Below are 25,827 nucleotides of genomic sequence, written 5' to 3' on the forward strand. Positions count from 1 at the left end.
CGCCTGCGGCGTCACCCCCCACTGGGGGGCGATGCCTCTGGCCTGGCAAAGCCAGTTCCACCGCATCTCTGAGCAAGACCCCCGCGCTGTTGACTCTCTTGCGACAAGTGGCGCTTGCCGCACCGGACAAATTCCCTAAAATCGCACGACCGTTCTTTTTTTGGACGTGCATCCCTTACCGATCCACACAGAGGAGATTCCATGACCGCTGAGTACCAGGTCCACGGCGACGTCGCCGTCATCACGCTGAACAACCCGCCGGTCAACGGTCTGGGGCTGTCCACCCGCCAGGCCATCGTGGAGGGCCTGGACAAGGCTCAGAACGATGCCGCGGTCAAAGCCATCGTGCTCACGGGCGCTGGCAAGGCGTTTTCGGGTGGCGCGGACATTCGCGAATTTGGTTCGCCCAAAGCGGTGCAAGAACCCAACCTGCTGAGCGTCATTCTTGCTGTTGAAAACACCAGCAAACCGGTCATTGCCGCCGTGCACAGTGTGTGCATGGGTGGCGGCTTGGAGCTGGCGCTGGGCGCGCATTACCGCATTGCAGCACCCGGCTGCAGCGTGGCCTTGCCGGAAGTGAAACTGGGCCTGATTCCCGGTGCCGGTGGCACGCAGCGCCTGCCGCGCGTGCTGGGTGTGGAAGCCGCTCTGAACATGATCGTCAGTGGCGAGCCGGTGAAGAGCGAGATGCTGGCGCAGTTGCCCGGCCAGAAGCTGTTTGACAAGATGGCTGGCTCCAGCGAGTCGCTGGCCGAAGAGGCCTTGGCCTTGGCCCGCGAGATGGCGGCCAAACACGCTGACGGCTCCCCCTTGCCGCTGGTGCGCAACCTGCCGTGCAAGCACAAAGACGGCGACGCCTATTTCCAGTTTGCGCGCAACATGGTCAAGGGCATGGCCAAGAATTTCCCGGCGCCCGCCAAGTGCGTGGACGCCGTTGAAGCCGCGACCAAAAAGAAATTCGTTGAGGGCATGGCGTTCGAGCGCGAGATCTTCATCGCTTTGATGTGGACGCCCGAGTGCAAGTCGCTGCGCCACCTGTTTGTGGCCGAGCGTGCTGCCAGCAAGATCCCCGACGTGCCGGAAGACACGCCCAAGCGCGCCATTGAGTCGGTGGCCGTGATCGGCGCCGGCACCATGGGCGGCGGCATTTCCATGAACTTCCTCAACGCCGGCATCCCGGTGAAGATGCTGGAAATGAAGCAGGAAGTGCTGGACCGCGGCGTGGCCACCATCCGCAAAAACTACGAAGCCCAGGTGAAAAAGGGCAAGCTCAAGCAAGACAAGTACGAGCAGCGCATGACCCTGCTGAGCACCACGCTGAGCTATAACGAGATTGGTTCGGCCGACCTGGTGATTGAGGCCGTGTTCGAAGAGATCGGCGTCAAGGAAGCGGTGTTCAAGGAACTCGACCGCGTGATGAAGCCCGGCGCTATCCTCGCGTCCAACACCTCCACGCTGGACGTGAACGCGATTGCGAACTTCACGAAGCGCCCGCAGGACGTGGTGGGCATGCACTTCTTCAGCCCGGCCAACGTGATGAAGCTGCTGGAAGTGGTGCGCGGCGAAGCGACCGCCAAAGACGTGCTGGCCACGGTGATGGCCATTTCTAAGAAGATCAAGAAGACGGCTGTGGTCTCCGGCGTCTGCGACGGTTTCATCGGCAACCGCATGATCGAGCAATACGGCCGCCAAGGCGGTTTCTTGCTTGACGAAGGCTGCACGCCCGAGCAGGTCGACAAAGCGATCGAGAAGTTCGGTTTCGCCATGGGTCCGTTCCGCATGGGCGACCTGGCCGGCAACGACATTGGCTGGGCCATTCGCAAGCGCCGCTACCAGGAAAAGCCGGACATGAAGTACAGCAAGACCGCTGACCTGCTGTGCGAGAAGGGTCGCTACGGTCAGAAGACCGGCGCCGGTTGGTACGACTACGTGCCGGGCAAGCGCGACGCCATCCCGAACGCCGACGTGGTGAAGATGATCGAGGACCACCGCGCCGCCCTGGGCATCACGCCGCGCAAAATCTCCGACGAAGAAATCGTGCAGCGCCTGGTGTTTTCGCTGGTGAACGAAGCCGCACACATCCTGGAAGAGGGCATTGCCAACAAGGCCAGCGACATCGACGTGGTCTACATCTTTGGTTACGGCTTCCCGGTGTACCGCGGTGGCCCGCTGAACTACGCCAACGAAGTGGGCTTGTTCAACGTGGTCCAGGCCATGAAGCGCTTTGCCAAGAACCCGCTGGACGACGCGAAGTTCTGGGAACCTGCGCCCTTGCTGGCCAAGCTGGCTGCCGAAGGCAAAACCTTCTGAAGATGAACGCCCCCCTGCGCCGCTTCGCGTCTTCCCCCCGAGGGGGACGCTCCCTGTGGCCCGTCCTGAGCTTGTCGAAGGGCGGTTCCACGGGAGCCTTGGACGGGGCGGTTTCGCTCAACTCTTGAATTTCACCTGGAATCCATCATGACCAACGCCGTCATCGTATCCACCGCCCGCACGCCCCTGGCCAAGAGCTGGAAGGGCGCCTTCAACATGACCCATGGCGCCACGCTCGGCGGCCACGCCGTGCAACACGCCGTGCAGCGCGCCGGCATCGACGCCGCTGAAGTTGAAGACGTGATCATGGGTTGCGCCAACCCCGAGGGCGCCACGGGCGCCAACATCGCGCGCCAGATTGCGCTCAAGGCCGGCCTACCCATCACGGCATCGGGCATGACGGTCAACCGTTTTTGCTCGTCGGGCCTGCAGACCATCGCCCTGGCCGCACAGCGCATCATCGCCGGCGAAGGCGATGTGTACGTGGCCGGCGGCGTGGAGAGCATTTCTTGCGTGCAGCAGGAAATGAACACCCACATGCTCAAAGACCTCGCGCTGGAAAAGATGAAGCCCGAGATCTACTGGAACATGCTGCAAACCGCCGAGCAAGTGGCCAAGCGCTACGGCATTGGTCGCGACGCCATGGACGAATACGGCGCAGCCAGCCAGCAGCGCGCTTCGGCCGCACTCGAAGCCGGCCTGTTCAAAGCCGAAATTGCGCCCATGACGGTGACCGCCGGCGTGGCAGACAAGGTGATGGGCCTCATGACCAAGCAGGTCACGATCGAGAACGACGAAGGCATCCGCGCCGGCACCACGTTTGAAGGCATCCACGGCCTGCGTTCGGCGCTGCCGGGGGGCCTCATTTCGGCCGGTAACGCCAGTCAGTTTTCAGACGGCGCGGGCGCCTGCGTGTTGATGAATGAAACCCTGGCCGAAAAGCGTGGCCTGCAGCCGCTGGGCCGCTTCCTGGGCTTTGCCGTGGCCGGTTGCGAGCCAGACGAAATGGGCATTGGACCCGTGTTCGCCATCCCCAAAGTGTTGGCCCGCCTGGGCCTGAGGATGGACGACATCGACCTGTGGGAACTGAATGAAGCGTTTGCGGTGCAGGTGCTGTATTGCCGCGACAAGCTGGGCATTCCACACGACCGGCTCAACGTGAACGGCGGCGCCATTGCGGTGGGCCACCCCTACGGCGTGTCGGGCCAGCGCCTGACCGGCCACGCGCTGATCGAAGGCAAGCGCCGCGGCGCCAAGCGCGTGTGCGTCACCATGTGCATTGGCGGCGGCATGGGTGCTGCTGGAATCTTCGAAGTGTTGTGACCCCGCGCGCTGCGCGGGGACAACACCCCCCGCGCCGCTTCGCGTCACCCCCTGTAGGGGGCAATGCCTGTAGCCCGGCAAAGCCGGTTCCACGGCATCCGGGTATCGGGCTCGCGCTCCGGATCCCCGACCGCATTCTTTCTGTCAGTGTGATGGAGAACCCATGAGCCTTCGCCCCACCATCGACTTTTTGCTTTACGACTGGCTGGCCACCGAGGGCCTGAACCAGCGCGAGCGCTTTGCCGACCACAGCCGCGAAACGTTTGACGCGGTGCTGGACACCTGTGAACGCATTGCGCGCGAAAAGTACGCGCCGTTCAACCGCCTGGTGGACACGCAAGAGCCGCACTTTGACGGCGAAAAGGTGACGCTGCCGCAAGCCACGCACGACGCTCACAAGGCCTTTGCCGAGAGCGGCATGCTCAGCGCGGCACAAGACTATGCCGTGGGGGGCATGCAGTTGCCCTACACGGTGGAGTCGGCGTCCAACGCGTTCTTTGCCATGGCTTCGGTCAGCATCGGCAGCGGCATGCTGACCACGGGCAACGCCAATTTGCTGATGAAACACGGCACCGAAGCGCAGCAACGCGTGTTTGCGCTCAACGAATTCAGCGGCCGCTTTTCCGGCACCATGTGCCTGAGCGAGCCGCAAGCCGGGTCGTCGCTCAGCGACGTGGTGACCCGCGCTGTGCCGGACGGCGAAGGCTTTGAGGCCGACCCGCTGGGGCCGCGCTACCGCCTCAAGGGCAACAAAATGTGGATTTCGGCGGGCGAACACGAGCTGACCGAAAACATCATCCATCTGGTGCTGGCCAAGATTCCGGACGAAAACGGCAAGCTGGTGCCCGGCACGCGCGGCATTTCGCTGTTCATCGTGCCCAAAAAGCTGGTGGACGCCGAAGGCCAGCTGACCGGCGAGCGCAACGACGTGGCGCTGGCCGGCCTGAACCACAAATGTGGCTGGCGCGGCACCACCAACACCCTGCTCAATTTTGGCGAAGGCAAATACCCCGTGAAGGGCGAAGCGGGCGCTGTGGGCTACCTGGTGGGCCAGCCCGGCAAGGGCTTGCACTGCATGTTTCACATGATGAACGAGGCCCGCATTGGCGTGGGCATGGCCGCCACCATGCTGGGTATGGCGGGCTTTCACGCCAGCCTGGACTACGCGAAGAACCGGCCCCAGGGGCGCCCCGTTTCAAGCGGTGGCAAAGACGCCGCCGCGCCGCAGGTTCGTATCATCGAACACGCCGATGTGAAACGCATGCTGCTGGCGCAAAAGAGCTATTGCGAAGGCGCGCTGGCGCTCGAGCTGTATTGCGCCCGACTGGTGGACGAGCAGCACACCGCAGCAGCGGATGTGGCCGACGATGCGCGTCTGTTGCTGGAGGTGCTTACACCCATCGCCAAAAGCTGGCCGAGTGAATGGTGTCTGGAGGCCAACAGCCTGGCCATTCAGGTGCACGGCGGCTATGGCTACACGCGCGATTTCCCGGTTGAGCAGTATTGGCGCGACAACCGGCTCAACATGATCCACGAAGGCACGCACGGCATCCAGGGCATGGACCTGCTGGGCCGCAAGGTGCTGATGGAAAACGGCAAGGGCCTGCAGTTGCTGGCCGGGCGCATCAACGCCACCATCGAACGCGCCATTCAGCAGCCTGAACTGGCTGCGCACGCCAACGCTCTGGGTGCCGCGCTGGCGCAGGTGGGCGCTGCCACCAAAGCTGCCTGGGCTACCGGCAACCCGCGAGACGCGCTGGCCAACGCAGTGCCCTATATGCAAGCTTTTGGCCACACGGTGCTGGCCTGGATCTGGCTTGACGTGACGCTGGCCGCCCTTGCGGCAGCAGACACGCCGGCCCGCACCGGGCGCCTGGCGGCCATGCGCTTTTTCTTCCATTTCGAGCTGCCCAAGATTGGCGCTTGGCTGCAGGTGGTGAGCACCCGCGACCAGACCTGCGCCAGCCTGCCCGAGGAGGCTTTCTGATGCTGCACCATGTGGTGATGTGGAAACTGAAAGACCACGCCGAAGCCGCAGACCGGGCGACCAATGTGCGCAAGGCGCAGGCGCTGCTGCAAGCGTGTGCCGCGCTGGTACCTGGTGTGGTGCGGTTCGAGGTGGGCACAGCGCAGCCCGGGCTGGAATGCACCTACGACCTGGTGCTCAACACCACCTTCACCGACCACGCCGCGCTGGCGGTTTACCAGAGCCACCCGGAGCATGTGGCCATCAAACCGTTCATGAAGGCGGTGGTGCAAGAGCGCCAGTGCATGGACTATGAGACTTGAGACCTATTGATTCGGCCCTATGAAGTATCAACCGTTCGCCCTGAGCCTGTCGAAGGGCTGGTGCAATGTCTGAGGAAGGTTTCGACAAGCTCAACCCGAACGGAATTTAAGACTTCACTGGGCCGGATCTATAGGAACGTGCCCCCACCCCAACCCTCCCCCAGCGGGGGAGGGAGCCCAACAAACCTGAAGGAGACAACATGACCCGAAACATCCAGCAACTCTTTGACCTCAAGGGCAAAACCGCCCTCATCACCGGCGGCTCGCGCGGGCTGGGCCTGCAAATGGCGCATGCACTGGGCGAGGCCGGTGCCCGTGTGGTGATCAGCTCGCGCAAAGCGTCTGACCTGGAAGAGGCGACCGCCGAACTGCAGGCTGCCGGCATTGACGCGCGCTGGATTGCCGCCGACTGCTCGCTGGAAGAAGACATTCGCCGCCTCACCAGCGAAACCCTGCAGCGTGTGGGCGACGTGGACATTTTGGTGAACAACGCCGGCGCCGCCTGGGGCGCACCGGCCGAAGACCACCCGCTGGAAGCCTGGGACAAAGTGATGAACCTCAACGTGCGCAGCTACTTTTTGCTGAGCCAGCTCATCGCCAAGGGCAGCATGATTCCGCGCCGGTCGGGCAGCATCATCAACACCGCGAGCATCGCCGGCCTGGGCGGCAACCCGTCGGGCATGAAGACGATTGCCTACAACACGTCCAAGGGCGCGGTGATCAACTTCACCCGCGCGCTGGCTGCCGAATGGGGCGCCCACGGCATCCGCGTCAACGCCATTTGTCCGGGCTTTTTCCCCAGCAAAATGACCCAGGGCACCTTGAAGGCCATGGGCGAAGAGAAACTGGCCGCTCATGCGCCACTGGGTCGTCTGGGCGACGACGAAGACCTGAAAGGCCTGACGGTGCTGTACGCGTCCGACGCTGGCAAACACATCACCGGGCAATGGCTGGCCGTCGATGGCGGTGTCTCAGTGATCACGGGAGGCTGAATGAATTCACCCCATACCGTTCGGGCTGAGCCTGTCGAAGCCTTCACACGAACACCGCGCAAGTCCTTCGACAGGCTCAGGACGAACGGTCATTTTTGACAAGTCTCCATGCAGTTTTCGGTCCACATTCCCTTTGTCGAGCTGCTCGGCTTCGAGCTCCAGAAATTCGAGGGCGGCGAGGCAGAGATCGCCTTTGCGCCGCAGCCCGAGCATGAAAACTCGTTCAACGTGGTGCATGGTGGCGCCAGCATGACGCTGCTCGACGTGGTGATGGCGCACGCCGCACGCACGGTTGAGCCGGCCATGGGTTGCGTCACGATTGAAATGAAAACCAGCTTCATGCGCGCCGCCAAAGGGCCGCTGCTGGCCAAAGGCCGCCTGCTGCACCGAACCGCCACCATGGCCTTCACCGAGGGCAGCATTTTTGACGCGGCCGGCAAACTCTGCGCCCACGCCACCGGCACCTTCAAATTTGTCGCCCGCCTGCCCGTGGGTGGCAAAAGCACCCAGGCTCTCAACACCATCAAGACCGACTGATCGGCCTCATACCTAACCCACCGGAGACCCACCCCATGCCCACCAACCACCAAATCGTGCTCGACAACCGCCCCCAAGGCGAAGCCACCGTGGACAACTTCAAGCTGGTCACCACCGAAACGCCGCTGCTGCAAGACGGGCAAGTGCTCGTGAAGCACCACTACCTGAGCCTGGACCCCTACATGCGCGGGCGCATGAACGACAGCAAGAGCTACGCCGCGTCGCAGCCGCTGGGCGAGGTGATGATTGGCGGCACCGTGGGCGAGGTGGTCGAATCGAAACACCCCAAGCTCAAGGCGGGCGACCAGGTGGTGGGCATGGGCGGCTGGCAGGAATACAGCGTGGTCGACGCCACCCAGCCCGGTGCGCTGCGCAAGGTGGACACCACCCACGTGCCGCTGTCGTATTACCTGGGTGCGGTGGGCATGCCCGGTGTGACCGCCTGGTACGGGCTCGTCAAGATCATCAACCCCAAAGCCGGTGAAACCGTGGTGGTGAGTGCCGCCACGGGCGCGGTGGGCAGCGCGTTTGCCGCGCTGGCCAAAGCGCGTGGTTGCCGTGTGGTGGGCATTGCGGGTGGGCCGGACAAATGCCAGTACGCGGTCGATGAATTGGGCTTTGACGCCTGCATCGACTACAAGCTGCACCAGGACATGTATTCACTGGCCAAAGCCCTGAAGCAGGAATGCCCGAACGGCATTGATGGCTACTTTGAAAACGTGGGCGGCATGGTGCTCGACGCGGTACTGCTGCGCATGAACGCCTTTGGCCGCATTGCGGTCTGCGGCATGATCGCCGGCTACGACGGCGCGCCACTGCCCCTGACCAACCCCGCGCTGATCCTGGTGAACCGTTTGAAGATCGAAGGCTTCATCGTCAGCGAACACATGGAAGTGTGGCCCGAGGCTTTGACCGAGCTGGGCACGCTGGTGGCCACCGGCAAACTGCGCCCCCGCGAAACCGTGGCGCAGGGTTTGGCCGCTGCACCGGAAGCTTTCATGGGCTTGCTCAAAGGCAAAAACTTTGGCAAACAGCTCGTCAGGCTGTAACACCCCCGCCGCGCTGCGCGCGACCCCCTCCAGGGGGCTCCGCAGGCGGCCCGGCAAAGCCGGTTCCGCGGCGGCCTGGGTTGAAGGCATTGCTGCTTTTTGAGGAGTCGTGATGAGCGCTACCCACGAAGTTTTCAACCAGGTTGAGCCGCTGGTGAATGTGAACCTGTTCGCTGGCAATCGGGCCATGCAGGATGCATTGCGATTCAACGCGCCCAAGTTGGACACAGCCCCCCTGCAGGCTTTGGGCCAGCAGGTGGGCAGCGCCGAGATGCAGACCCACGCCCGCCTGGCCAATGTGTTCACGCCGCAGCTCAAAACCCACAGCCGCTCGGGTCACCGTATCGACCAGGTGGAGTTCCACCCGAGCTACCACGCACTCATGTCGGCCGCCACGGCGGCGGGCTTGCACGGCACGCCGTTTGCCGATGCTGAACAGGCCACTGGAACGGCCCATGTGAACCGGGCTGCCGCCTTCATGCTCTTCACCGAGCTGGAACCGTCCATGCTCTGCCCCATTTCCATGACCTACGCGGTCACGCCTGCGCTGCGCGACAACGCCGCCATTTACCGCGACTGGTCCCCAGGCCTCACCAGCCGGGCCTACGACCCCGCGCTGAAGCCCTTCAACGAAAAAGCCGGCCTCACCATGGGCATGGGCATGACGGAGAAGCAGGGCGGTTCGGACGTTCGGGCCAACACCACGAAGGCCGCGCCTGCAGGCAGCGACGCTTGGGGCCAGCGCTTCACGGTCACCGGCCACAAATGGTTTTTCTCGGCGCCCATGTGCGACTCTTTTTTGATCTTGGCACAGACGCCCGCCGGGTTGAGCTGCCTGTTTCTGCCGCGCGTGCTGCCCGACGGAACGCTGAACAAGCTGTTCATCCAGCGCCTGAAAGACAAGCTGGGGAACAAGGCCAACGCCAGTTCCGAGGTGGAGTTTGCCAGCGCTACCGCCTGGCTGGTGGGGGAAGAAGGCCGCGGCGTGCCGCAAATTCTGGCCATGGGCACGATGACGCGGCTGGATTGCGCGCTCGGCACCGGCGGGCTCATGCGCCAGGCGTTGTCGATTGCCCTCAACCACACCACGCAGCGCAGCGCGTTTGGCAAAAAATTGATCGACCAGCCGCTGATGAAAAACGTGTTGGCCGACCTGGCGCTTGAATCAGAGGCTGCCACTGCGCTGTCGCTGCGCCTGGCCCGCAGTTTTGACCGCACCGGCGACGCTCACGAACAGGCCATGCAGCGCCTGCTCACGCCCGTGGCCAAGTTCTGGATCTGCAAACGCGGCAGCTATTTCGCCCAGGAAGCCATGGAATGCCTGGGCGGCAACGGCTATGTGGAAGAGGGCGGTGAAGGCATCATGGCGCGCATCTACCGCGAAATGCCGGTCAACAGCATCTGGGAAGGCGCTGGCAACATCATGGCGCTGGACCTGCTGCGTGCCCTGCGCAAGGCCGATGCCGCCGCCGCGCTGGCCCACGAGCTGGCGCCCGCCAAGGGCATGCACCCCGCGCTGGACCACCTGGCCGCCAGCCTGCCCACCCGTGTGGAGCTGATGGCCACCGAAATGGAAGCCCGCCGCCTGGCGCAAGACGTGGCGCTGGCCGTGCAGGCCGCGCTGCTGGCGCAAACCGCGCCCGGCGCTGTGTTCGGCGCCTTCTGCGACTCGCGCCTGGGCGGCGACTGGGGCCTGAGCTTTGGGTCTCTGGGCGCAGGCGTGGACTTTGACAGCATCATCCACCGGGCCCTGCCCACATGAGCCGCGAAATATCCGTTCGGGCTGAGCCTGTCGAAGCCCTCAACATGACCCGACCCAAACGCGAAACGCCATGACCGACCTCATTCTTCACCACTACCCCACATCGCCATTTTCTGAAAAGGTGCGACTGATCCTGGGCCACAAGCAGCTGGCCTGGCAGAGCGTGGTGATCCCGCGCATCATGCCCAAGCCCGACGTGCTGGCGCTCACCGGCGGCTACCGCCGCACCCCGTTTTTGCAGATCGGTGCCGACGTGTACTGCGACACCGCGCTGATTTGCGACGTGCTGGAACACCGCCAGCCCACGCCCACGCTCTACCCCGAACACCAAAAAGGCGTGGCCCGCGTGCTGGCGCAGTGGGCCGACAGCACCCTGTTTTGGGCCGCCATGGGCCACAACCTCAGCCCCCGTGGTGCGGCGGCCCTGTTTGCCGGGCAGCCACCCGAGGCCGCGGAAACCTTTGCCGCCGACCGCGGCGCCATGCGCGCCGGCATGACCAGCCTGCGCCCTGGTGACGCCACCGCCGCCTACAAAAGCTACCTGCGCCGCCTGGCCAACATGCTGGAAGACGCGCCATTTTTGCTGGGTGCAGCCCCCTGCGTGGCCGACTTTGCCGCCTACCACCCGCTGTGGTTCAGCCGCGTCATCAACCCGGCCATGGCCGGCGTTCTGGACGCCACCCCGGCCGTGCTCGCCTGGATGGACCGCATGGCCGCGCTTGGCCATGGCCACCTGAGCAAGCTCAGTTCGGCCGAAGCCATTGCCGTGGCCGCTGCCGCCCAGCCCGCACCCTTGGGTGACGAAGCATTTCAGGACGAACACGGCATACCGCTGGGCAGCCGCGTCACCGTGGCCGCCGAAGCCTTTGGCCAGGAGCCCACCGAAGGCATCTTGCGCGCCGCCACCCGCACCCGCTACACGCTGGAGCGCACCGACGAACGCGCGGGCACGTTGCATGTGCACTTTCCGCGCATCGGCTTTGTGCTGCGGGAAGTGCGCGCTTGAGCCCAACCGCTTTGCCCCCAGCCGTTGCACCCGTGGCCTGGCGCTGCCTGCCGTTTGGTGCCTTGTTGCCGCGCACGCTGTACGCCCTGCTGCAACTGCGCAGCGCGGTGTTTGTGGTGGAACAGGCCTGCGCCTTTCAAGACCTGGACGGTGCCGATCCGGCCTGCATGCACCTGCTGGGCGAACGCCTGAACCCCGCAGGCGAACCCGAGTTGCTGGCCTACACCCGCCTGGTGCCGGCGGGCCTCAAGTACACCGAGGCGAGCATTGGCCGGGTGGTGACGGCGCCCACCACGCGCGGCACCGGCCTGGGCCATGTGCTCATGGCCGAGTCGGTGCGCACCCTCTACAGCCTGTGGGGCGTGCAGCCCATCCGCATTGGCGCGCAGGCGCACCTGCAACACTTTTACCAGCAGCACGGCTTTGAAGCCGTGGGCGATTTGTATGACGAAGACGGCATTGCGCACACCGAAATGATCCGGCGCTGAACCACCCACAGGAGACCCCATGATTGAAGACTTCAAAGGCAAAACCGCGGTACTCACTGGCGCCGGCTCGGGCTTCGGGCTTGAATGTGCCCGCATCGGCGCCCGGCTGGGCATGAACCTGGTGCTGGTGGACGTGCAGCAAGACGCGCTGGACAAAGCCCAGGCCGAGATGGAAGCCGCGGGCGCGCAGGTGCTCGCGCGCCGGGTCGACGTGTCCAACGCCGAGCAAATGGATGCTCTGGCCACCGAGGTGCAACAGCGCTTTGGCGCGCCGCACTTCGTGTTCAACAACGCCGGCGTGGGCTCGGGCGGCCTGATCTGGGAAAACTCGGTGAAAGACTGGGAATGGGTGCTGGGCGTGAACCTGTGGGGCGTCATCCACGGCGTGCGCCTGTTCACCCCCATGATGCTGGCCGCTGCCAAGGCCGATCCGGCGTATCGGGGCCACATCGTCAACACCGCCAGCATGGCGGGCCTGCTGACACCGCCCAACATGGGCATTTACAACGTGAGCAAACACGCCGTGGTGAGCCTGACCGAAACGCTCTACCAAGACCTGAAACTGGTGAGCGACCAGGTGAGCGCCAGCGTGTTGTGCCCGTATTTCGTGCCCACCGGCATCAGCCAGAGCCACCGCAACAAACCCGCCGAGCTGGCCGATGAGCAAGCCACCCAGAGCCAACTGATCGGCCAGGCCATGAGCGACAAAGCCGTGAGCTCCGGCAAAATCACCGCCGCCCAGGTGGCCGACATGGTGTTTAGCGCCATGCGCGCCGACCAGTTTTACATCTACAGCCACCCCAAAGCACTGGGCAACGCCCGCCAGCGTTTCGACGCCATCGTGGCCGGCACCAACCCGGCCGATCCGTTTGCCGAACGGCCGGAGATTGGCGAAGGCTTGCGCCAGGCGCTGAGGGCTACCCCATGAACGCTCGCGCCCAATTCACCTGCATGGAAGAAAGCACAAGGGAAGACTGGCAAATCATCGTCCCTGAGGCCATGAAGATGGCCAAGTCGCTGCCTGACCGCATCCTCGACCACCTGCGTCTGCTCGACGGCGACTTTGGCGGATTTCCGGTCGATCGACTGACCCATTCCCGCCAGACCGCCACGCTGGCGCTGCAGGACGGACGGGACGAGGAATACGTGGTGTGCGCGCTGCTGCACGACATTGGCGACACGCTGGGCAGCTTCAACCACCCCGACATCGCCGCCGCCATCCTTAAACCCTTCGTCAGCGACGCAAACCTCTGGATGGTGCAGCACCACGGCGTGTTCCAGGGCTACAACTTCTTCCACCACATCGGGCTGGACCGCCACATGCGCGACCAGTTCAAGGCGCACCCACACTACGACCGCACGGCCGAATTCGTCGAGCTGTACGACAACCGGGCCTTCGACCCCGCCGTGGAAGCCCTGCCGCTCGACCACTTCGAGCCCATGCTGAGGCGCCTGATGGCAACACCCCGCAACAGCATCTACAAGGCCGCCATGGAACCGCCGGCTAAGGGGCGCTGAACGAACACCCGCGCTGCGGCGCATTCAAGGCGGTGATGGGGACTCCAAGTCGACCAATCCCTCTGCCAGCGCCAGCACCGACAGCGGTGCGCAGCCTTCTGCCTTGTTGCTGATTGTTACAAAGGCGTTCTGCCCCGCGCCCACCGGGCAACGCACGCAGTAAGGGCGCGCATCCCCGCAAGCGCCGGGACAATGAACTCCTGGATGGCGAGCATCGAGCAGATTGAACGCGAACCGAGGGGCTTCACCAAATGAGCCCAAGCCATTCCGAGCGAGCGGAACACCCATGTGATGGACGACGCTCCGCAATCAGCGTACCGAAATCGGTCACCGCCCATGTGGCAAACTCCCCCGCTTCGAATGACACCGGGCCGCTGGAGCCCCTAGGGACATGCAAAAAATCATCGCGCAGATCGCGCAGGAAATTCGGGTCGGCGTTCACCAGGTCAAGGCCGCTGTCGAGCTGCTGGACAGTGGCGCCACCGTGCCGTTCATTGCCCGTTACCGCAAAGAGGTCACCGACGGACTGGACGACATCCAGTTGCGGGAACTGGAACACCGGCTGGTTTACCTGCGCGAGCTGGAAGACCGCCGTGGCACGGTGCTGAAAAGCATCGACGAACAGGGCAAGCTGACCGACGCTTTGCGCGCCGCCATTGCGGCCGCGCCGACCAAGCAGGAACTGGAAGACCTGTATCTGCCGTTCAAGCAAAAGCGCCGCACCAAAGGGCAGATTGCGCGGGAATTTGGCATTGAGCCGCTGGCCGACAAGCTATTTGCCGACCCGACGCTGGACCCGCTGGCCGAAGCCGCTGCGTTCACCAGGCCCGCCGAAGTGCTGGACGACGGCAAGCCCGGCGCCGACTTTTCGACGCCGCAGGCGGTGCTGGACGGCGTGCGCGACATTTTGAGCGAGCGCTGGGCCGAAGACGCCGCGCTGCTGCAAAACCTGCGCGAATGGCTTTGGGCCGAAGGCCTGCTGAAAAGCACGCTGGTGGCCGGCAAGGATGAAAACCACCCCGATGTGGCGAAGTTTCGCGACTATTTTGACTACGACGAACCCATTGCCCGCGTGCCCTCGCACCGTGCGCTGGCGGTGTTTCGTGGGCGTTCGCTGGAAATGCTGGACGCCAAGCTGGTGTTGCCCGAGCCCGAGCCGGTGCTGACGGCAACCGGCCGGTCCGCGCCCACCGTGTCGCTGGCCGAAGGCCGCATTGCGCTGCACCTGGGCTGGAGCCACAAGGGCCGGGCGGCAGACGATTTGCTGCGCAAATGCGTGGCCTGGACCTGGCGCGTGAAGCTCAGCCTGTCCAGCGAGCGCGACCTGTTTGCCCGCCTGCGCGAAAGCGCCGAGGCGGTGGCGATCAAGGTGTTTGCCGACAACCTGCGCGACCTGCTGCTGGCCGCACCGGCCGGCCCGCGTGTGGTGATGGGGCTGGACCCGGGCATTCGCACCGGTGTGAAGGTGGCCGTGGTGGACGCCACCGGCAAGCTGGTGGACACATCGACCGTGTACCCCCACGAGCCCCGGCGCGATTGGGAGGGCTCGCTGCACACGCTGGCCAAGCTGTGTGAGAAGCACGGCGTGAACCTGATCGCCATTGGCAACGGCACGGCGAGCCGTGAAACCGACAAACTGGCCGCCGACCTGATCAAGCTGGTGCAAAAAGGCACCGAACCCGGTCACCCCTGCCACGGCATGCAAAAAGTGGTGGTGAGCGAGGCGGGCGCTTCGGTGTATTCGGCCAGCGAATTTGCTTCTCAAGAAATGCCCGACGTGGACGTGAGTCTGCGTGGTGCGGCCAGCATTGCCCGGCGGTTGCAAGACCCGTTGGCCGAGCTGGTGAAGATCGACCCCAAGAGCATTGGCGTGGGCCAGTACCAGCACGACGTGAACCAGAGCGACCTGGCCCGCACGCTGGACGCGGTGGTGGAAGACTGCGTGAACGGCGTGGGCGTGGACCTGAACACGGCCAGCGTGCCGCTGCTGTCCAAGGTGTCGGGCCTATCAAGCAGTGTGGCCAAGGCGGTGGTGCGCTGGCGCGAGGCCAACGGCGCCTTCAAAAGCCGCCAGCAGTTGCTGGACGTGGCGGGCCTGGGCGCCAAAACCTTTGAGCAGAGCGCGGGCTTTTTGCGCATTCGCGGTGGCGACAACCCGCTGGACATGACCGGCGTGCACCCGGAAACCTACCCGGTGGTCGAAAAAATCATGGCGCAGACCGGCCAGCCGGTGGCAGCGCTCATGGGCCGGGCCGACATGCTCAAAACGTTGCGCCCGGAGCTGTTTGCCAATGAAAAATTCGGCGTCATCACGGTCAAGGACATCCTGACCGAGCTGGAAAAACCCGGCCGCGACCCGCGCCCCGACTTCCAGGTGGCCCGCTTCAACGACGGCGTGGACGACATCAGCGATCTACGCGAGGGCATGATTCTGGAAGGAACGGTCAGCAACGTCGCGCAATTTGGTGCCTTCATTGACCTGGGTGTGCACCAGGACGGCCTGGTGCATGTGAGCCAGTTGGCGCACAAGTTCGTCAACGACGCCCGCGAAATCGTCAAGACCGGCGACATCGTCAAGGTCAAGGTGATGGAGGTGGACGTGGCGCGCAAGCGCATCGGGTTGTCGATGAAGCTGGGCGACGCACCGGCCTCGTCTGGCCGGGACGGCGGCGCCCGGGACAACCGGTTTGAGCCCGCGCGCCAGGGGCCTCGCTCGGGGCCCCGAGGTGCGCAAGCCCCCGCACAGGCCGCACCGTCGGCCATGGCGTCGGCATTTGCCAAGCTGCAGGGCAAGCGCTGAAGCTCGTCCTGCAGTTGGTATTCCCAGCAAACCCTGCTGCCATCATTAAGCGGCTTGATGACCCACTTTTTCGCAGTGCAGGAGGGTGGCTTGGGGGGCGACAGCAGGGGCTCAAGTTGCGGCGGTCTGGGTCGATACCAACAGGTAATACATCCGACCCACCTCTACGGACTTCAGCCCCATGCAACTCGAAGCCCTTCTGAACTATCCCCGGGCGCTGCCCACCATGCCGCGCAGCGTCTCCGACTTGCTGGGGGAAATGAACATGGAAGACCCCAGCCCGAAACGGGTGGGGGAGCTCATTGGCCGCGACCCGGCGCTCACCACCCGCGTGCTGCGGCTGTCGAATTCGGCTTTTTTCCGTGTCAGCCGCAAGATCGGCAGTGCTGATGAGGCGGTAGCGCTGCTGGGCATGACCCATGTGCGCTCGCTGGTCATGGCGGCTGCGCTGGGCGCGAGTTTCAAAAACGTCCCTGGCGTCGATCTGAAACAGTTTTGGCGCTACAGCCTGCGCGTGGCCGAAATCTCGCGCTCGCTGGCGGGCTTGCTGCGCCAGCACGAAGGCAACGCCTTCACCGCCGGCCTGATCCACGCCATTGGCGACCTGGTGATGCACATTGCCATGCCCGACGAAGTAGGGCCGATCGACATGCGCGTGCCGCCGCTCGACCTGCAGCGCGCCGCCGCTGAAAAAGCGGCTTTTGGCTACACCTATGCCGACGTGGGCGCCGGCATGATCGAAAAGTGGCAGTTTCCCACCACCATGGTGTCGGCACTGGCCAACCAGATTGAGCCTTTTGAAGGCGCCGCCTACGACCCATTGGGCGGTGTGTTGCACCTGGCTTCGTGGCGCGCTCGGGCCGAAGAAATCCAGCTCGACAACAACGGCCTGGTGGCCACGTTCCCCGACATGGTGGGCCTGACTCTCGGGCTCGATCTCGACAGCGTGCTGGGTAAAGATCCCTCCGAATGGTCGTTCAGCCAGGCGATCAGCGCGTTCACCGATTAGCTTCACCGACCAACGAGCTAAAAAGTCTCAAGTCTTGAGGCGCAGAGACGAAATAACACTTAGCGCATATCCGCTGAGACAGACCCCACCGATTGGCAGGCACACCATGCACCTCGACAAGCTCCTGAAACAGCCCAACGCACTCCCGACCGCACCCAAGGTGGTCCGCAAGCTGATCGAGACCTTTGAGCAGGAAGAGGTCGACATGCTGCAGGCGGCGGCCTACATCGAGTCCGATCCGGTGCTTACCGCCAAGCTCCTGAAGATGGCCAACTCGGCCTTCTTTGGTCTGAACCGCTCGGTGACCAACGCACGCGATGCCATGCAGGTGATGGGGCTCATCAAGGTGCGCGCGCTGGTGATTGGCGCCGCGCTGGGCGACAGCTTTCATTGCCTGGGCAGCGTCAACCTGAACCAGTTCTGGCGCTACAGCCTGAACTCGGCCAACCTTTCGCGCTACATCGCCTTGCCCATCAAGGTCGACGAAAACACCGCCTTTACCTCGGGCCTGGTTCATGGCATTGGCGAGCTCATGATGCACATGGCGATGCCCGAGGCCATGATCGACCTGGACCGCAGCATTCCCATGCTGGACCTGAAGCGCGCCCGCGCTGAAAAAGGCCTGTTTGGCTACAGCTACGCCGAGGTGGGTGCCGCGCTGGCACGGGAGTGGAGCTTCCCCAAGAAAATGATCAACGCCATCGAACACCAGACCGCGCCCTTTGAAAACGATGTGTACGAACCCGTCGCTGGCGTGGTCCACATCGCGTCTTGGCGTGCCCGTGCTGAAGAAATGTCGATAGGCAGCCAGGGTCTGATCAACACCTACCCAGACCCGATCGGCCTGGTGCTGGGCATTGACCCGGACACGGTGATTGGCGAAGAAATTCCGTCGCTGACCCGCCACAAAGAAACACCCGAGACGTCGGAAGCCGGCTAAACCGCGCCGGTCCCCCGGGCTGCGAGACAATCGCGGTCTTATGTCTCTCGCACACCCAGCGCTTCGCCTTTACGCAGGTCCCAAGGCCCGCCAACACATCGCCCAGCACGGTCTGCGCCCGCAAGACGTGGGCGTGATCCCCGCAGCCGCGGGCGGGCCCAAGGGGCTGATTCTGGGTCCGCTGGACCGCTTCATTTTTGGCCAGTGGCTGCCGCAAAGCCAGCAGCGGGTGCACCTGGTGGGTGCGTCCATCGGCGCCTGGCGCATGGCCACGGCTTGTCTGCACGAGTCGGTGGCGGCCTTTGAACGGCTGGAACGCGACTACATCGCCCAGCACTACGCGCTGCGCCCGGGCGAAAAACGGCCCAGCGCCCGGCAGGTGAGCGAGCAGTTTGGCCACAGCTTGCAGCAGTTTTATGGCGGGCGCATTGACGAGGTGCTGAACCACCCGCGTTTTCATCTGCACCTGGTCACTTCGCGCGGGCGCCATGTGTTGGCGCAAGAAGGCGCACTGCGCACGCCGCTGGGCTACCTGGGAGCCTTTGCCGCCAACGCGGTGAACCGCAAGGCGCTGGGGACCTGGCTGGAGCGGGTGGTGTTTTCATCCACCGCCGCCCCTGGCAAGCAAGCGGTGGCGTTGCCCTTTGGCACGGACGACTTTCGCACCCGCCAGGTGCCGCTGCGCAGCGACAACTTCATGGCCGCCTTGCAGGCAAGTTGCTCCATTCCGTTTGTGCTGCGCGCGGTTCAGGGCATTGCGGGCGCGCCACCCGGGGCTTATTGGGACGGCGGCATCACCGACTACCACCTGCACCTGCGTTACCAGCCGCCCACCACAGCACCCATCGTGCTGTATCCGCATTTTCAACAATCGGTGGTGCCCGGCTGGCTGGACAAGGTGTGGAAGCACCGCCATCCCGCCACCCCGGCGCTGGACCACATGCTGTTGCTGGCGCCCGACCCGGCCTGGGTCAAAACCCTGCCCAACGGCAAACTGCCCGACCGGAGCGACTTCACCCGATACGGGCAGGACCTGGCCGCGCGCATGCAGGTGTGGCAGGCCGCCACCGCTGCCAGCCAGCAGCTGGCCGATGAGTTTGCACAGTGGCTGGAGCGGCCCGACCTGTCCCGCATCGAGGCTTTGTGATGGATCAAACGGGCGCCCATGCATGCCGCCACAACGTGCCGACCGGAGGATAATTCCCCTATGACTTCTGTGACTAATTCCCTTTCTGCCGACACACCCATGGAGGCAACACTCCCGCGCTACCTGACGGCCGCGCTCTACAAGTTTGTGGACCTGCCCGACTACGTGGCCCTGCGCGAGCCCCTGCTGGCTTGCTGCGAGGCGCACCAGGTGAAGGGCACGCTGCTGCTGGCCAGCGAAGGCATCAACGGCACCATTGCCGGGCCCGAGGCCGGTGTGCGCGCCGTGCTGGCCCACCTGCACGCCGACCCGCGCCTGGCCAGCCTGCAGCACAAAGAAGCCTGGGCCGACAAGCCACCTTTTTTACGCATGAAGGTGCGGCTGAAAAAAGAAATCGTCACCCTGCGGGTGCCCGAACTGGACCCCAACAAAACGGTGGGCCAGTACGTGAAGCCACAAGACTGGAACGCCTTGCTGGCCGACCCGGACGTGGTGGTGATCGACACCCGCAACGACTACGAGGTGGTCATTGGCACGTTCAAGGGCGCCATCAATCCCAACATCAAAACCTTCACCGAGCTGCCGGCTTGGCTGGACGCCCAGCCTGCGCTGCAGGCCGGCGTTGGCAAAAAGACCAAGGTCGCCATGTTTTGCACCGGCGGCATCCGCTGCGAGAAGTCCACCGCGCTGATGAAAATGCGTGGTTTTGACGAGGTGTACCACCTGGAGGGCGGCATCCTGAAGTACCTCGAAGAAGTGCCGGCCGAAGAGAGCACCTGGGAAGGTGAGTGTTTTGTGTTTGACGAACGCGTGAGCGTGGGCCACGGCCTGCAGCCCGGTCCCTATGGCCTGTGCCGCTCGTGCCGCTGGCCGCTCAGCGCGCAAGACAAGGCGTCACCGCTTTACGTCAAAGGCGTGAGCTGCCCGCAATGCCACGACAAGCGCAGCCCGGAACAAAAAGCCCACCTGGCAGAACGCCAGCGCCAGGTGGAGCTGGCCGAAGCGCGTGGTGAAGTGCATGTGGGCGCACGCCTGCACAATCACGAGCACTGACCGAGCGCTGAACACGGCCTGAAGCCGCGCGCTCGGCTCACGCGCCCAGGGCCGCTTACATCGACGCTTCCAGCATCTCGCGGTAGTCGGCCACGCTGGCGGTGCGGGGGTTGGTCTTGTGGCAGTGATCGGCCAGCGCGCCGGTGATGATTTTTTCAAACCACGCCCGCTCCACGTGCAGCGCAGCCAAGCCGGTGGGCAAACCCAGGCGGGCATTCATGTCGCGAATGGCTTGCGGTATGTCGCGCCCACTGCGCAAGCCCATGGCATGTGCCATGCGGTCCAGGCGGCGCTCTTTCTGCATCGACTCCGCTTCGGCGTTGAACGCAATCACGGCCGGCAAAAACAGCGCGTTCAAGGTGCCGTGGTGCAAGCGCGGATTCACGCCGCCCAGGCTGTGGCTGAGCGAGTGCACGCAACCCAGCCCCTTTTGAAACGCCATGGCGCCTTGCATGCTGGCGCTCATCATGTTCAGGCGCGCTTCGCGGTCTTGCCCGTCGTGGGTGGCGCGCTCAATGTGCGCCCAGCCGCGCTCAAGGCCGTCCAGCGCAATGCCGTCTGCCGGCGGGTTGAAGGCGGGAGCCATGAAGGTTTCCATGCAGTGGGCAATGGCGTCCATGCCGGTGGCCGCGGTGAGCATGGGCGGCAGGCCCAAGGTGAGTTCCGGGTCGAGCAGGGCGGTTTTGGGCACCAGGTGCCAGCTGTGAAAGCCGAGCTTGCGGCCATCGTCCACGATCACAATGGCGCCGCGCGCCACTTCGCTGCCGGTGCCGGCGGTGGTGGGTACCGCAATCAGGGGGGGCACGCGGTCGGTGATTTTGGGCGAGCCGCCCTCAATGGTGGCGTAGGTCTTCAGCGGGCCTTCGTGGGTGGCGGCAATGGCCACGCCCTTGGCGCAGTCGATGGAGCTGCCGCCGCCCAGCGCTATCAAGCCGTCGCAGCCTTCTCGCTGGTACACCGCCACCGCCGCACGCACCGCCGCTTCGTTGGGGTTGGACGGTGTTTCATCAAACACCGCCAGTGGCACACCGGGCAAGGCAGCCCGCGCTTTTTCCAGCAAGCCCGCTACACGCACGCCAGCGTCGGTGACGATGAGCGGGCGGGTGATGCCCACCCGCTTGCATTCGGCCTGCAGTTGCGCCAGGGCGCCGAACTCGATCAGGATGTTGGTCACATACAGAATTTGGGCCATGCGCGTCTCGTGTGGTGATGGGATAAAACAAAGCAAAACTATACGGCTGCGCTCGCCCAATGCCAATGCCGCCCGCGCGACGGCCGGTCCCGCAAAAGACAGCCACAATGCGCACCCATGTCGCACCACAAGAACCCCCGCGCTCTGCTCACGCCGCTGATGCGTGGGCTGCTCGACCGCATGGCCCGCGCCGGACACCCACCCATGCATGCGCTCACGCCGGCGCAAGCCAAACTGTCGTACGAAGCGGGCGCCACCGTGCTCGACATAGCGCCCCACAAACTGGCTCGGGTGGAGGACCTGAAGCTTCCGGCCCGCGATGGTTTTGAGCTGCACGCGCGCCTGTTTGCGCCGCAAGCCGAGCACCCGCTGCCGGTGCTGCTTTACCTGCATGGCGGTGGTTTCACGGTGGGCAGTGTGGCCACCCACGAAAGGCTGTGCCGCCACTTGGCCCACCTGGGCCGCTGCGCGGTGGTGTCGCTGGACTACCGGCTGGCGCCCGAATGGAAATTTCCTACCGCCGTGGAAGACACCTGGGACAGCCTGGCCTGGTTGCGCGACAACGCCGCTGCACTGCAGCTGGACGGTTCGCGCATCGCCGTGGGTGGCGACAGCGCGGGCGGCACGTTGGCGGCGGTGACCGCCATTGCCGCGCGCGATGCCGGCTGGCCACTGGCGCTGCAGTTGCTGTATTACCCCGGCTGCGCCGGTCACCAGAACACGCCTTCGCACCACACCTTTGCCAAAGGCTTTTTGCTTGAAGAGCCGCACATCACCTACTTTTTTAACCATTACCTGCGCAGCCCGGCCGACCGCGACGACTGGCGCTTTGCCCCGCTGGACGGCGTGGACGGCACCGGCCAGGTGATCGATCTGGACGGCGTGGCACCCGCCTGGGTGGGCCTGGCCGAATGCGACCCGCTCACCGACGAGGGCCTGCTGTACGCCGACCGCCTGCGCATGGCCGGTGTGCCGGTGGACCTGGAGATTTACGCCGGCGTGGTGCATGGTTTCATCAATTTCGGCCGCGCCATCCCGCAGGCGCTGACCGCCCACAACGACGCTGCGCGCGCGCTGCGTCACGCCTTTGGAGACACCTGAATGACCACTTTGAAACGCTCTGACTTTCGTTTTTTTCACCGCATGCGCGTGCGCTGGGCCGAGGTGGACATGCAGAAGATCGTGTTCAACGCCCACTACCTGATGTATTTCGACACCGCCATATCCGATTACTGGCGAGCGCTGTGCCTGCCGTACCAGCCCACCATGGACGCGCTGGAAGGCGACTTGTATGTGGTGAAAGCCACGGTCGAATTCCACGCTTCGGCGCGGGTGGACGACCAGATTGAGGTGGCCATGCAATGCAGCCGCATCGGCACGTCGTCCTTGACCTTCACGGGCGCCATTTTCCGGGGTGACGAGCACCTGATCACGGGCGAAATTGTGTATGTATTTGCCGACCCGGCCACCCAGAAGTCGAAGCCGGTGCCGCCTGCCTTGCGCGAGATCATGCTGGGTTTCGAGGCCGGCGAAGCCATGAGCACGGTGCAGGTGGGGCCCTGGAGCACGCTGGGGCCCGACGCGCAGCGCATCCGCACAGAGGTGTTTGTGCACGAGCAACGCATTCCCAAAGAACTGGAATGGGACGCGGCCGACGCCACCGCGGTACACGCCGTGGCCTACAACCGCCTGGGTGTGCCGGTGGCCACCGGGCGCTACCTGGAGGGCCAGGCGGGCAAGGTGAAGGTGGGCCGGATGGCGGTGAACCGGGTGCTGCGCGGCGGCTACCTGGGGCGCGACGTGCTCCACGCACTGATGAACGCAGCCCGAGCGCAGGGCGCGGATGAGGTGGTGCTGCACGCCCAGCGCAGCGCCGAGGGTTTTTACAGCCGCCTGGGTTACCAGCAGCGGGGAGCGCCTTTTGTAGAGGCCGGGATCGACCATGTGGAGATGTTCACGAAACTCTGACTCCCCCTGGACCGCGTGAGCGGTGCCGCCCTCTGGGTCAAGCGACAATAGCGAACTTTGGTACTGACTCGGCCGCTCTGCAGGCGCCCATGAGCCGGTACCGCGTGCGCAGTGGATCGTCCACCCCGCCACACACCCAGACCGCAGCAGTTCCATGGCCAAGAAAAAGCGCAATGCGCCGCCCGTCCCGGGCGCCAGCACCTCCACCCACCGTCCAGCCAGTGCGCCAGCGCCCAGTGCAGCGCCCGCCGCACGCGTGCCCAGTCCGGTGGGTGCGCTAACCCTGCCTGGCGAGGCCTCCCAGGGCGACTGGACGGTGGCCATCCTGGCGCTCATGATGTTTTTGGCGCCGGCGTTGGGCGTGCCCAATGAGGAAATGATTCAGGACACGCTGAAATCCATCATCGTGTCGTTTGCTGCGCTGGGCGCGGCCCTGTTCTTTTTCTGGAACCAGCGCAACCGCAACCAGGCGCTGCGCTGGCACGCCGTGGTCTGGCTGCCGCTGTTGCTCATGGCCTATGCCCTGGGCAGCATGGCCTGGTCACACACCTACCTCGGCGGGGTCGAAGCCATCCGGTGGTTCATTTTTTCCATCCTGCTCTGGCTGGGCCTGAACACGCTGGACCGCGAGCGCCTGCCCACCCTGGCCTGGGGCATCCATGCGGGTGCTTTTTTTGCATCCCTCTGGACGGCCCTGCAGTTTTGGGTCGATTTCACGTTTTTCCCCCAAGGCCCCAATCCAGCCTCCACCTTTGTCAACCGCAACTTCTTTGCCGAATTTGTGGTGTGCACGCTGCCGTTTTCGGTCTATCTGCTGACCCGCGCACGCAACAGCGCCACGGTGGCGCTTTTGGCGTTTTCCCTGGGTTTCAACCTGGTTGCGATGTTCATGACGGGCACCCGCTCGGCCTTGCTGGCCTTCGTGGCTCTGCTGCTGGTGACCCCCGTGCTGCTGTGGCGCTACCGCCAGCACCTGGCCATGTCTAGCTGGGACGCAGGCCGGCGTATTCTGGCCGGTGGCGTGCTGGTTGCCACGGTGTTGGGTTTGGGGCTGATCAGCACCGGCAACCCCAAAATGGTGGCCGAAAACGTGGGGAACAACGCGTTGGAGCGCGCTTTCGCGCGGGCGCTGACGATGGCAGAGCAAAAAGAGTACGAATCCGGTTCGATCTCGATCCGCATGGTCATGTGGCAAGCCACGGGCCGCATCATTGCGCAGCGCCCCCTGAGCGGCGTGGGTGCTGGCGCCTGGGAAGTGGATCTGCCGCTCTACCAGAACGAAGGTGCACAGCTTGAAACCGACTACTACGTGCACAACGAGATACTGCAGTTGCTGGCCGAATACGGGCTGGCAGGCTGGTTGTTTTTGCTCGGCTTGCTGGGCTATCTGGCCCGCGCTGCCTGGCGCACCCTAACGCTCAAAGGCGAAGACGCTCAGACCGAGGGCATGTTGCGTGGCAGCACACTGGCCGCGCTGATGGCCTTTTTGATTGTCAGCAACGCGGGTTTCCCTTGGCGCATGGCCAGCACCGGCGCCTTGTTTGCCGTGTGCCTGGGTATTCTGGCGGCGTCTGACGCGCGCCTGGCGCAGCGTGGCTGGACGGCCGCCGCCCGACTGTCCTGGAAACCGGCTTTTTCTCAGGCGGGTGCCATCGCCACCCTGGGTTGCCTGGCTTTGGCGGCTTACATCACCCAGCAGGCGGTGGCCAGCGAGCGCCTGATCGTCAACGCCACCAAGATTGCGCTCTCGGTGAGCCGGTCGGGCGACTTCAACAACCCGAAATGGATCAAGCCCCGCGAAGACATGCTGCGCATGATCAAGGAAGGGATCGACATCAACCCCCACTACCGCAAGATCACCCCCATGGTGGCCGACGAGCTGGCCAAATGGGGCGACTGGAAAAATGCGGTGTGGATCTGGGAATCGGTGCTGGGCTCGCGCCCTTACGTCACCGCCATCATGAGCAACGTGGCGCGCGGCTACGCCCAGATGGGCCAGCCCGACCAAGCCATGGCCATGCTGGAGCGCGCCAAGGTGCTGCAGCCCAAGGCCTTGTCGGTGCGCTCGCTGGAGGTGATCTTGCTCAGCCGCAATGGCAACGAGCCCCAGGCGCTGGCGATGGCGCGTGAAGACATCACCGCAGGCAAGTTCGACTACGACATGGTCAACACCGGTTATGTGCTGGCCATGCGCGCGCAAGACTGGGACCTGGCCATCCGGGCGATCGAGCTGCGCAACCAAGGCTGGCCGGGCAGCAAGCTGGATGGTGATGCCAAGCTGGGCAACGCCTGGGTGGGCAAGGGCGACATTGGCAAGGCGATGGACTATTTCCGCTCAGCCATGGACGCCACGCCGCCCGGCCAGCAGCAAAACACGCTCAACATGATCCCGCAAGGCTTGTGGCCCCAATTGCAGCAAAAGCCTGCCGCCAGCCCATAAGTCA

Annotated in this window: 21 protein-coding genes; 20 read left to right on the top strand and 1 reads right to left on the bottom strand. The window is 64.3% G+C overall.

Going from position 1 to position 25,827, the window contains the following annotated elements; translation table 11 throughout:
- Positions 1–201: 201 nt before the first annotated feature.
- The 17 genes from AC4QBL_RS07070 (at position 202) to trhO (ending at position 20,223) form a co-directional block, all read left to right on the top strand.
- Positions 202–2,310: a 3-hydroxyacyl-CoA dehydrogenase NAD-binding domain-containing protein gene (locus AC4QBL_RS07070; protein WP_472906295.1), complete on the top strand. Its 2,109-nt coding sequence runs from the start codon at positions 202–204 to the stop codon at positions 2,308–2,310.
- A gap of 147 nt (positions 2,311–2,457) precedes the next feature.
- Positions 2,458–3,633: an acetyl-CoA C-acyltransferase gene (locus tag AC4QBL_RS07075; protein WP_472906294.1), complete on the top strand. Its 1,176-nt coding sequence runs from the start codon at positions 2,458–2,460 to the stop codon at positions 3,631–3,633.
- Positions 3,634–3,796: 163 nt separating this feature from the next.
- Positions 3,797–5,620, top strand: a complete 1,824-nt coding sequence (locus tag AC4QBL_RS07080; protein WP_472906293.1) for an acyl-CoA dehydrogenase — start codon at positions 3,797–3,799, stop codon at positions 5,618–5,620.
- On the top strand, positions 5,620–5,922 hold the full coding sequence (locus AC4QBL_RS07085; RefSeq protein ID WP_472906292.1) for a Dabb family protein: 303 nt from the start codon (positions 5,620–5,622) through the stop codon (positions 5,920–5,922). Before AC4QBL_RS07080 ends, AC4QBL_RS07085 begins: the two co-directional genes overlap by 1 nt.
- A 200-nt stretch (positions 5,923–6,122) precedes the next feature.
- Entirely contained in the window at positions 6,123–6,914 is a 792-nt protein-coding gene (locus AC4QBL_RS07090) for an SDR family oxidoreductase (RefSeq protein WP_472906291.1), read from the top strand.
- Positions 6,915–7,022: 108 nt separating this feature from the next.
- Positions 7,023–7,451: a PaaI family thioesterase gene (locus AC4QBL_RS07095; protein WP_472901268.1), complete on the top strand. Its 429-nt coding sequence runs from the start codon at positions 7,023–7,025 to the stop codon at positions 7,449–7,451.
- Positions 7,452–7,486: 35 nt separating this feature from the next.
- A complete protein-coding gene (locus tag AC4QBL_RS07100) occupies positions 7,487–8,500 on the top strand; it encodes an NADP-dependent oxidoreductase (protein WP_472906290.1) in 1,014 nt (337 codons plus the stop codon).
- A 112-nt stretch (positions 8,501–8,612) separates the two neighbouring features.
- On the top strand, positions 8,613–10,262 hold the full coding sequence (locus AC4QBL_RS07105; protein ID WP_472906289.1) for an isovaleryl-CoA dehydrogenase: 1,650 nt from the start codon (positions 8,613–8,615) through the stop codon (positions 10,260–10,262).
- Between the two features lie 70 nt (positions 10,263–10,332).
- The gene (locus tag AC4QBL_RS07110) at positions 10,333–11,268 is read left to right on the top strand and encodes a glutathione S-transferase family protein (protein ID WP_472906288.1); all 936 of its coding nucleotides are present in this window, start codon (positions 10,333–10,335) and stop codon (positions 11,266–11,268) included.
- A complete protein-coding gene (locus AC4QBL_RS07115; RefSeq protein WP_472901273.1) occupies positions 11,265–11,756 on the top strand; it encodes a GNAT family N-acetyltransferase in 492 nt (163 codons plus the stop codon). Before AC4QBL_RS07110 ends, AC4QBL_RS07115 begins: the two co-directional genes overlap by 4 nt.
- Positions 11,757–11,775: 19 nt before the next feature.
- Complete coding sequence (locus AC4QBL_RS07120; RefSeq protein WP_472901274.1) at positions 11,776–12,684, top strand: SDR family oxidoreductase; 909 nt, start codon at positions 11,776–11,778, stop codon at positions 12,682–12,684.
- The gene (locus AC4QBL_RS07125; RefSeq protein WP_472901275.1) at positions 12,681–13,274 is read left to right on the top strand and encodes an HD domain-containing protein; all 594 of its coding nucleotides are present in this window, start codon (positions 12,681–12,683) and stop codon (positions 13,272–13,274) included. Before AC4QBL_RS07120 ends, AC4QBL_RS07125 begins: the two co-directional genes overlap by 4 nt.
- 391 nt (positions 13,275–13,665) lie before the next feature.
- Positions 13,666–16,074, top strand: coding sequence for a Tex family protein (locus tag AC4QBL_RS07130; protein WP_472906286.1), 2,409 nt, complete (start codon positions 13,666–13,668; stop codon positions 16,072–16,074).
- A 181-nt stretch (positions 16,075–16,255) separates the two neighbouring features.
- Positions 16,256–17,083, top strand: coding sequence for an HDOD domain-containing protein (locus tag AC4QBL_RS07135; protein ID WP_472906285.1), 828 nt, complete (start codon positions 16,256–16,258; stop codon positions 17,081–17,083).
- Between the two features lie 106 nt (positions 17,084–17,189).
- Entirely contained in the window at positions 17,190–18,023 is an 834-nt protein-coding gene (locus AC4QBL_RS07140) for an HDOD domain-containing protein (protein ID WP_472901278.1), read from the top strand.
- Between the two features lie 40 nt (positions 18,024–18,063).
- On the top strand, positions 18,064–19,170 hold the full coding sequence (locus tag AC4QBL_RS07145; protein WP_472906284.1) for a patatin-like phospholipase family protein: 1,107 nt from the start codon (positions 18,064–18,066) through the stop codon (positions 19,168–19,170).
- A 99-nt stretch (positions 19,171–19,269) separates the two neighbouring features.
- Complete coding sequence (trhO, locus tag AC4QBL_RS07150) at positions 19,270–20,223, top strand: oxygen-dependent tRNA uridine(34) hydroxylase TrhO (RefSeq protein ID WP_472906283.1); 954 nt, start codon at positions 19,270–19,272, stop codon at positions 20,221–20,223.
- A 55-nt stretch (positions 20,224–20,278) separates the two neighbouring features.
- Here the strand turns inward: trhO and gbd are convergent, their stop codons facing one another.
- Positions 20,279–21,415, bottom strand: a complete 1,137-nt coding sequence (gene gbd, locus AC4QBL_RS07155) for a 4-hydroxybutyrate dehydrogenase (protein WP_472901281.1) — start codon at positions 21,413–21,415, stop codon at positions 20,279–20,281.
- A gap of 117 nt (positions 21,416–21,532) precedes the next feature.
- On the opposite strand from gbd, the gene AC4QBL_RS07160 reads away from it, so the two are divergent.
- The 3 genes from AC4QBL_RS07160 (at position 21,533) to AC4QBL_RS07170 (ending at position 25,823) form a co-directional block, all read left to right on the top strand.
- Entirely contained in the window at positions 21,533–22,516 is a 984-nt protein-coding gene (locus tag AC4QBL_RS07160) for an alpha/beta hydrolase (protein WP_472901282.1), read from the top strand.
- Complete coding sequence (locus AC4QBL_RS07165) at positions 22,517–23,383, top strand: YbgC/FadM family acyl-CoA thioesterase (RefSeq protein ID WP_472901283.1); 867 nt, start codon at positions 22,517–22,519, stop codon at positions 23,381–23,383.
- A gap of 154 nt (positions 23,384–23,537) precedes the next feature.
- A complete protein-coding gene (locus tag AC4QBL_RS07170; RefSeq protein WP_472901284.1) occupies positions 23,538–25,823 on the top strand; it encodes an O-antigen ligase family protein in 2,286 nt (761 codons plus the stop codon).
- The last annotated feature ends 4 nt before the right edge of the window (positions 25,824–25,827 follow it).

The organism is Hydrogenophaga sp. L99, assembly GCF_058731905.1.

What these genes read in the sequence shown, in the direction of transcription:
- AC4QBL_RS07070 (WP_472906295.1), top strand. Translation starts at nt 202, where the DNA reads ATGACCGCTGAGTACCAGGTCCACGGCGACGTCGCCGTCATCACGCTG.
- AC4QBL_RS07075 (WP_472906294.1), top strand. Translation starts at nt 2,458, where the DNA reads ATGACCAACGCCGTCATCGTATCCACCGCCCGCACGCCCCTGGCCAAG.
- AC4QBL_RS07080 (WP_472906293.1), top strand. Translation starts at nt 3,797, where the DNA reads ATGAGCCTTCGCCCCACCATCGACTTTTTGCTTTACGACTGGCTGGCC.
- AC4QBL_RS07085 (WP_472906292.1), top strand. Translation starts at nt 5,620, where the DNA reads ATGCTGCACCATGTGGTGATGTGGAAACTGAAAGACCACGCCGAAGCC.
- AC4QBL_RS07090 (WP_472906291.1), top strand. Translation starts at nt 6,123, where the DNA reads ATGACCCGAAACATCCAGCAACTCTTTGACCTCAAGGGCAAAACCGCC.
- AC4QBL_RS07095 (WP_472901268.1), top strand. Translation starts at nt 7,023, where the DNA reads ATGCAGTTTTCGGTCCACATTCCCTTTGTCGAGCTGCTCGGCTTCGAG.
- AC4QBL_RS07100 (WP_472906290.1), top strand. Translation starts at nt 7,487, where the DNA reads ATGCCCACCAACCACCAAATCGTGCTCGACAACCGCCCCCAAGGCGAA.
- AC4QBL_RS07105 (WP_472906289.1), top strand. Translation starts at nt 8,613, where the DNA reads ATGAGCGCTACCCACGAAGTTTTCAACCAGGTTGAGCCGCTGGTGAAT.
- AC4QBL_RS07110 (WP_472906288.1), top strand. Translation starts at nt 10,333, where the DNA reads ATGACCGACCTCATTCTTCACCACTACCCCACATCGCCATTTTCTGAA.
- AC4QBL_RS07120 (WP_472901274.1), top strand. Translation starts at nt 11,776, where the DNA reads ATGATTGAAGACTTCAAAGGCAAAACCGCGGTACTCACTGGCGCCGGC.
- AC4QBL_RS07125 (WP_472901275.1), top strand. Translation starts at nt 12,681, where the DNA reads ATGAACGCTCGCGCCCAATTCACCTGCATGGAAGAAAGCACAAGGGAA.
- AC4QBL_RS07130 (WP_472906286.1), top strand. Translation starts at nt 13,666, where the DNA reads ATGCAAAAAATCATCGCGCAGATCGCGCAGGAAATTCGGGTCGGCGTT.
- AC4QBL_RS07135 (WP_472906285.1), top strand. Translation starts at nt 16,256, where the DNA reads ATGCAACTCGAAGCCCTTCTGAACTATCCCCGGGCGCTGCCCACCATG.
- AC4QBL_RS07140 (WP_472901278.1), top strand. Translation starts at nt 17,190, where the DNA reads ATGCACCTCGACAAGCTCCTGAAACAGCCCAACGCACTCCCGACCGCA.
- AC4QBL_RS07145 (WP_472906284.1), top strand. Translation starts at nt 18,064, where the DNA reads ATGTCTCTCGCACACCCAGCGCTTCGCCTTTACGCAGGTCCCAAGGCC.
- trhO (WP_472906283.1), top strand. Translation starts at nt 19,270, where the DNA reads ATGGAGGCAACACTCCCGCGCTACCTGACGGCCGCGCTCTACAAGTTT.
- gbd (WP_472901281.1), bottom strand. Translation starts at nt 21,415, where the DNA reads ATGGCCCAAATTCTGTATGTGACCAACATCCTGATCGAGTTCGGCGCC.
- AC4QBL_RS07160 (WP_472901282.1), top strand. Translation starts at nt 21,533, where the DNA reads ATGTCGCACCACAAGAACCCCCGCGCTCTGCTCACGCCGCTGATGCGT.
- AC4QBL_RS07165 (WP_472901283.1), top strand. Translation starts at nt 22,517, where the DNA reads ATGACCACTTTGAAACGCTCTGACTTTCGTTTTTTTCACCGCATGCGC.
- AC4QBL_RS07170 (WP_472901284.1), top strand. Translation starts at nt 23,538, where the DNA reads ATGGCCAAGAAAAAGCGCAATGCGCCGCCCGTCCCGGGCGCCAGCACC.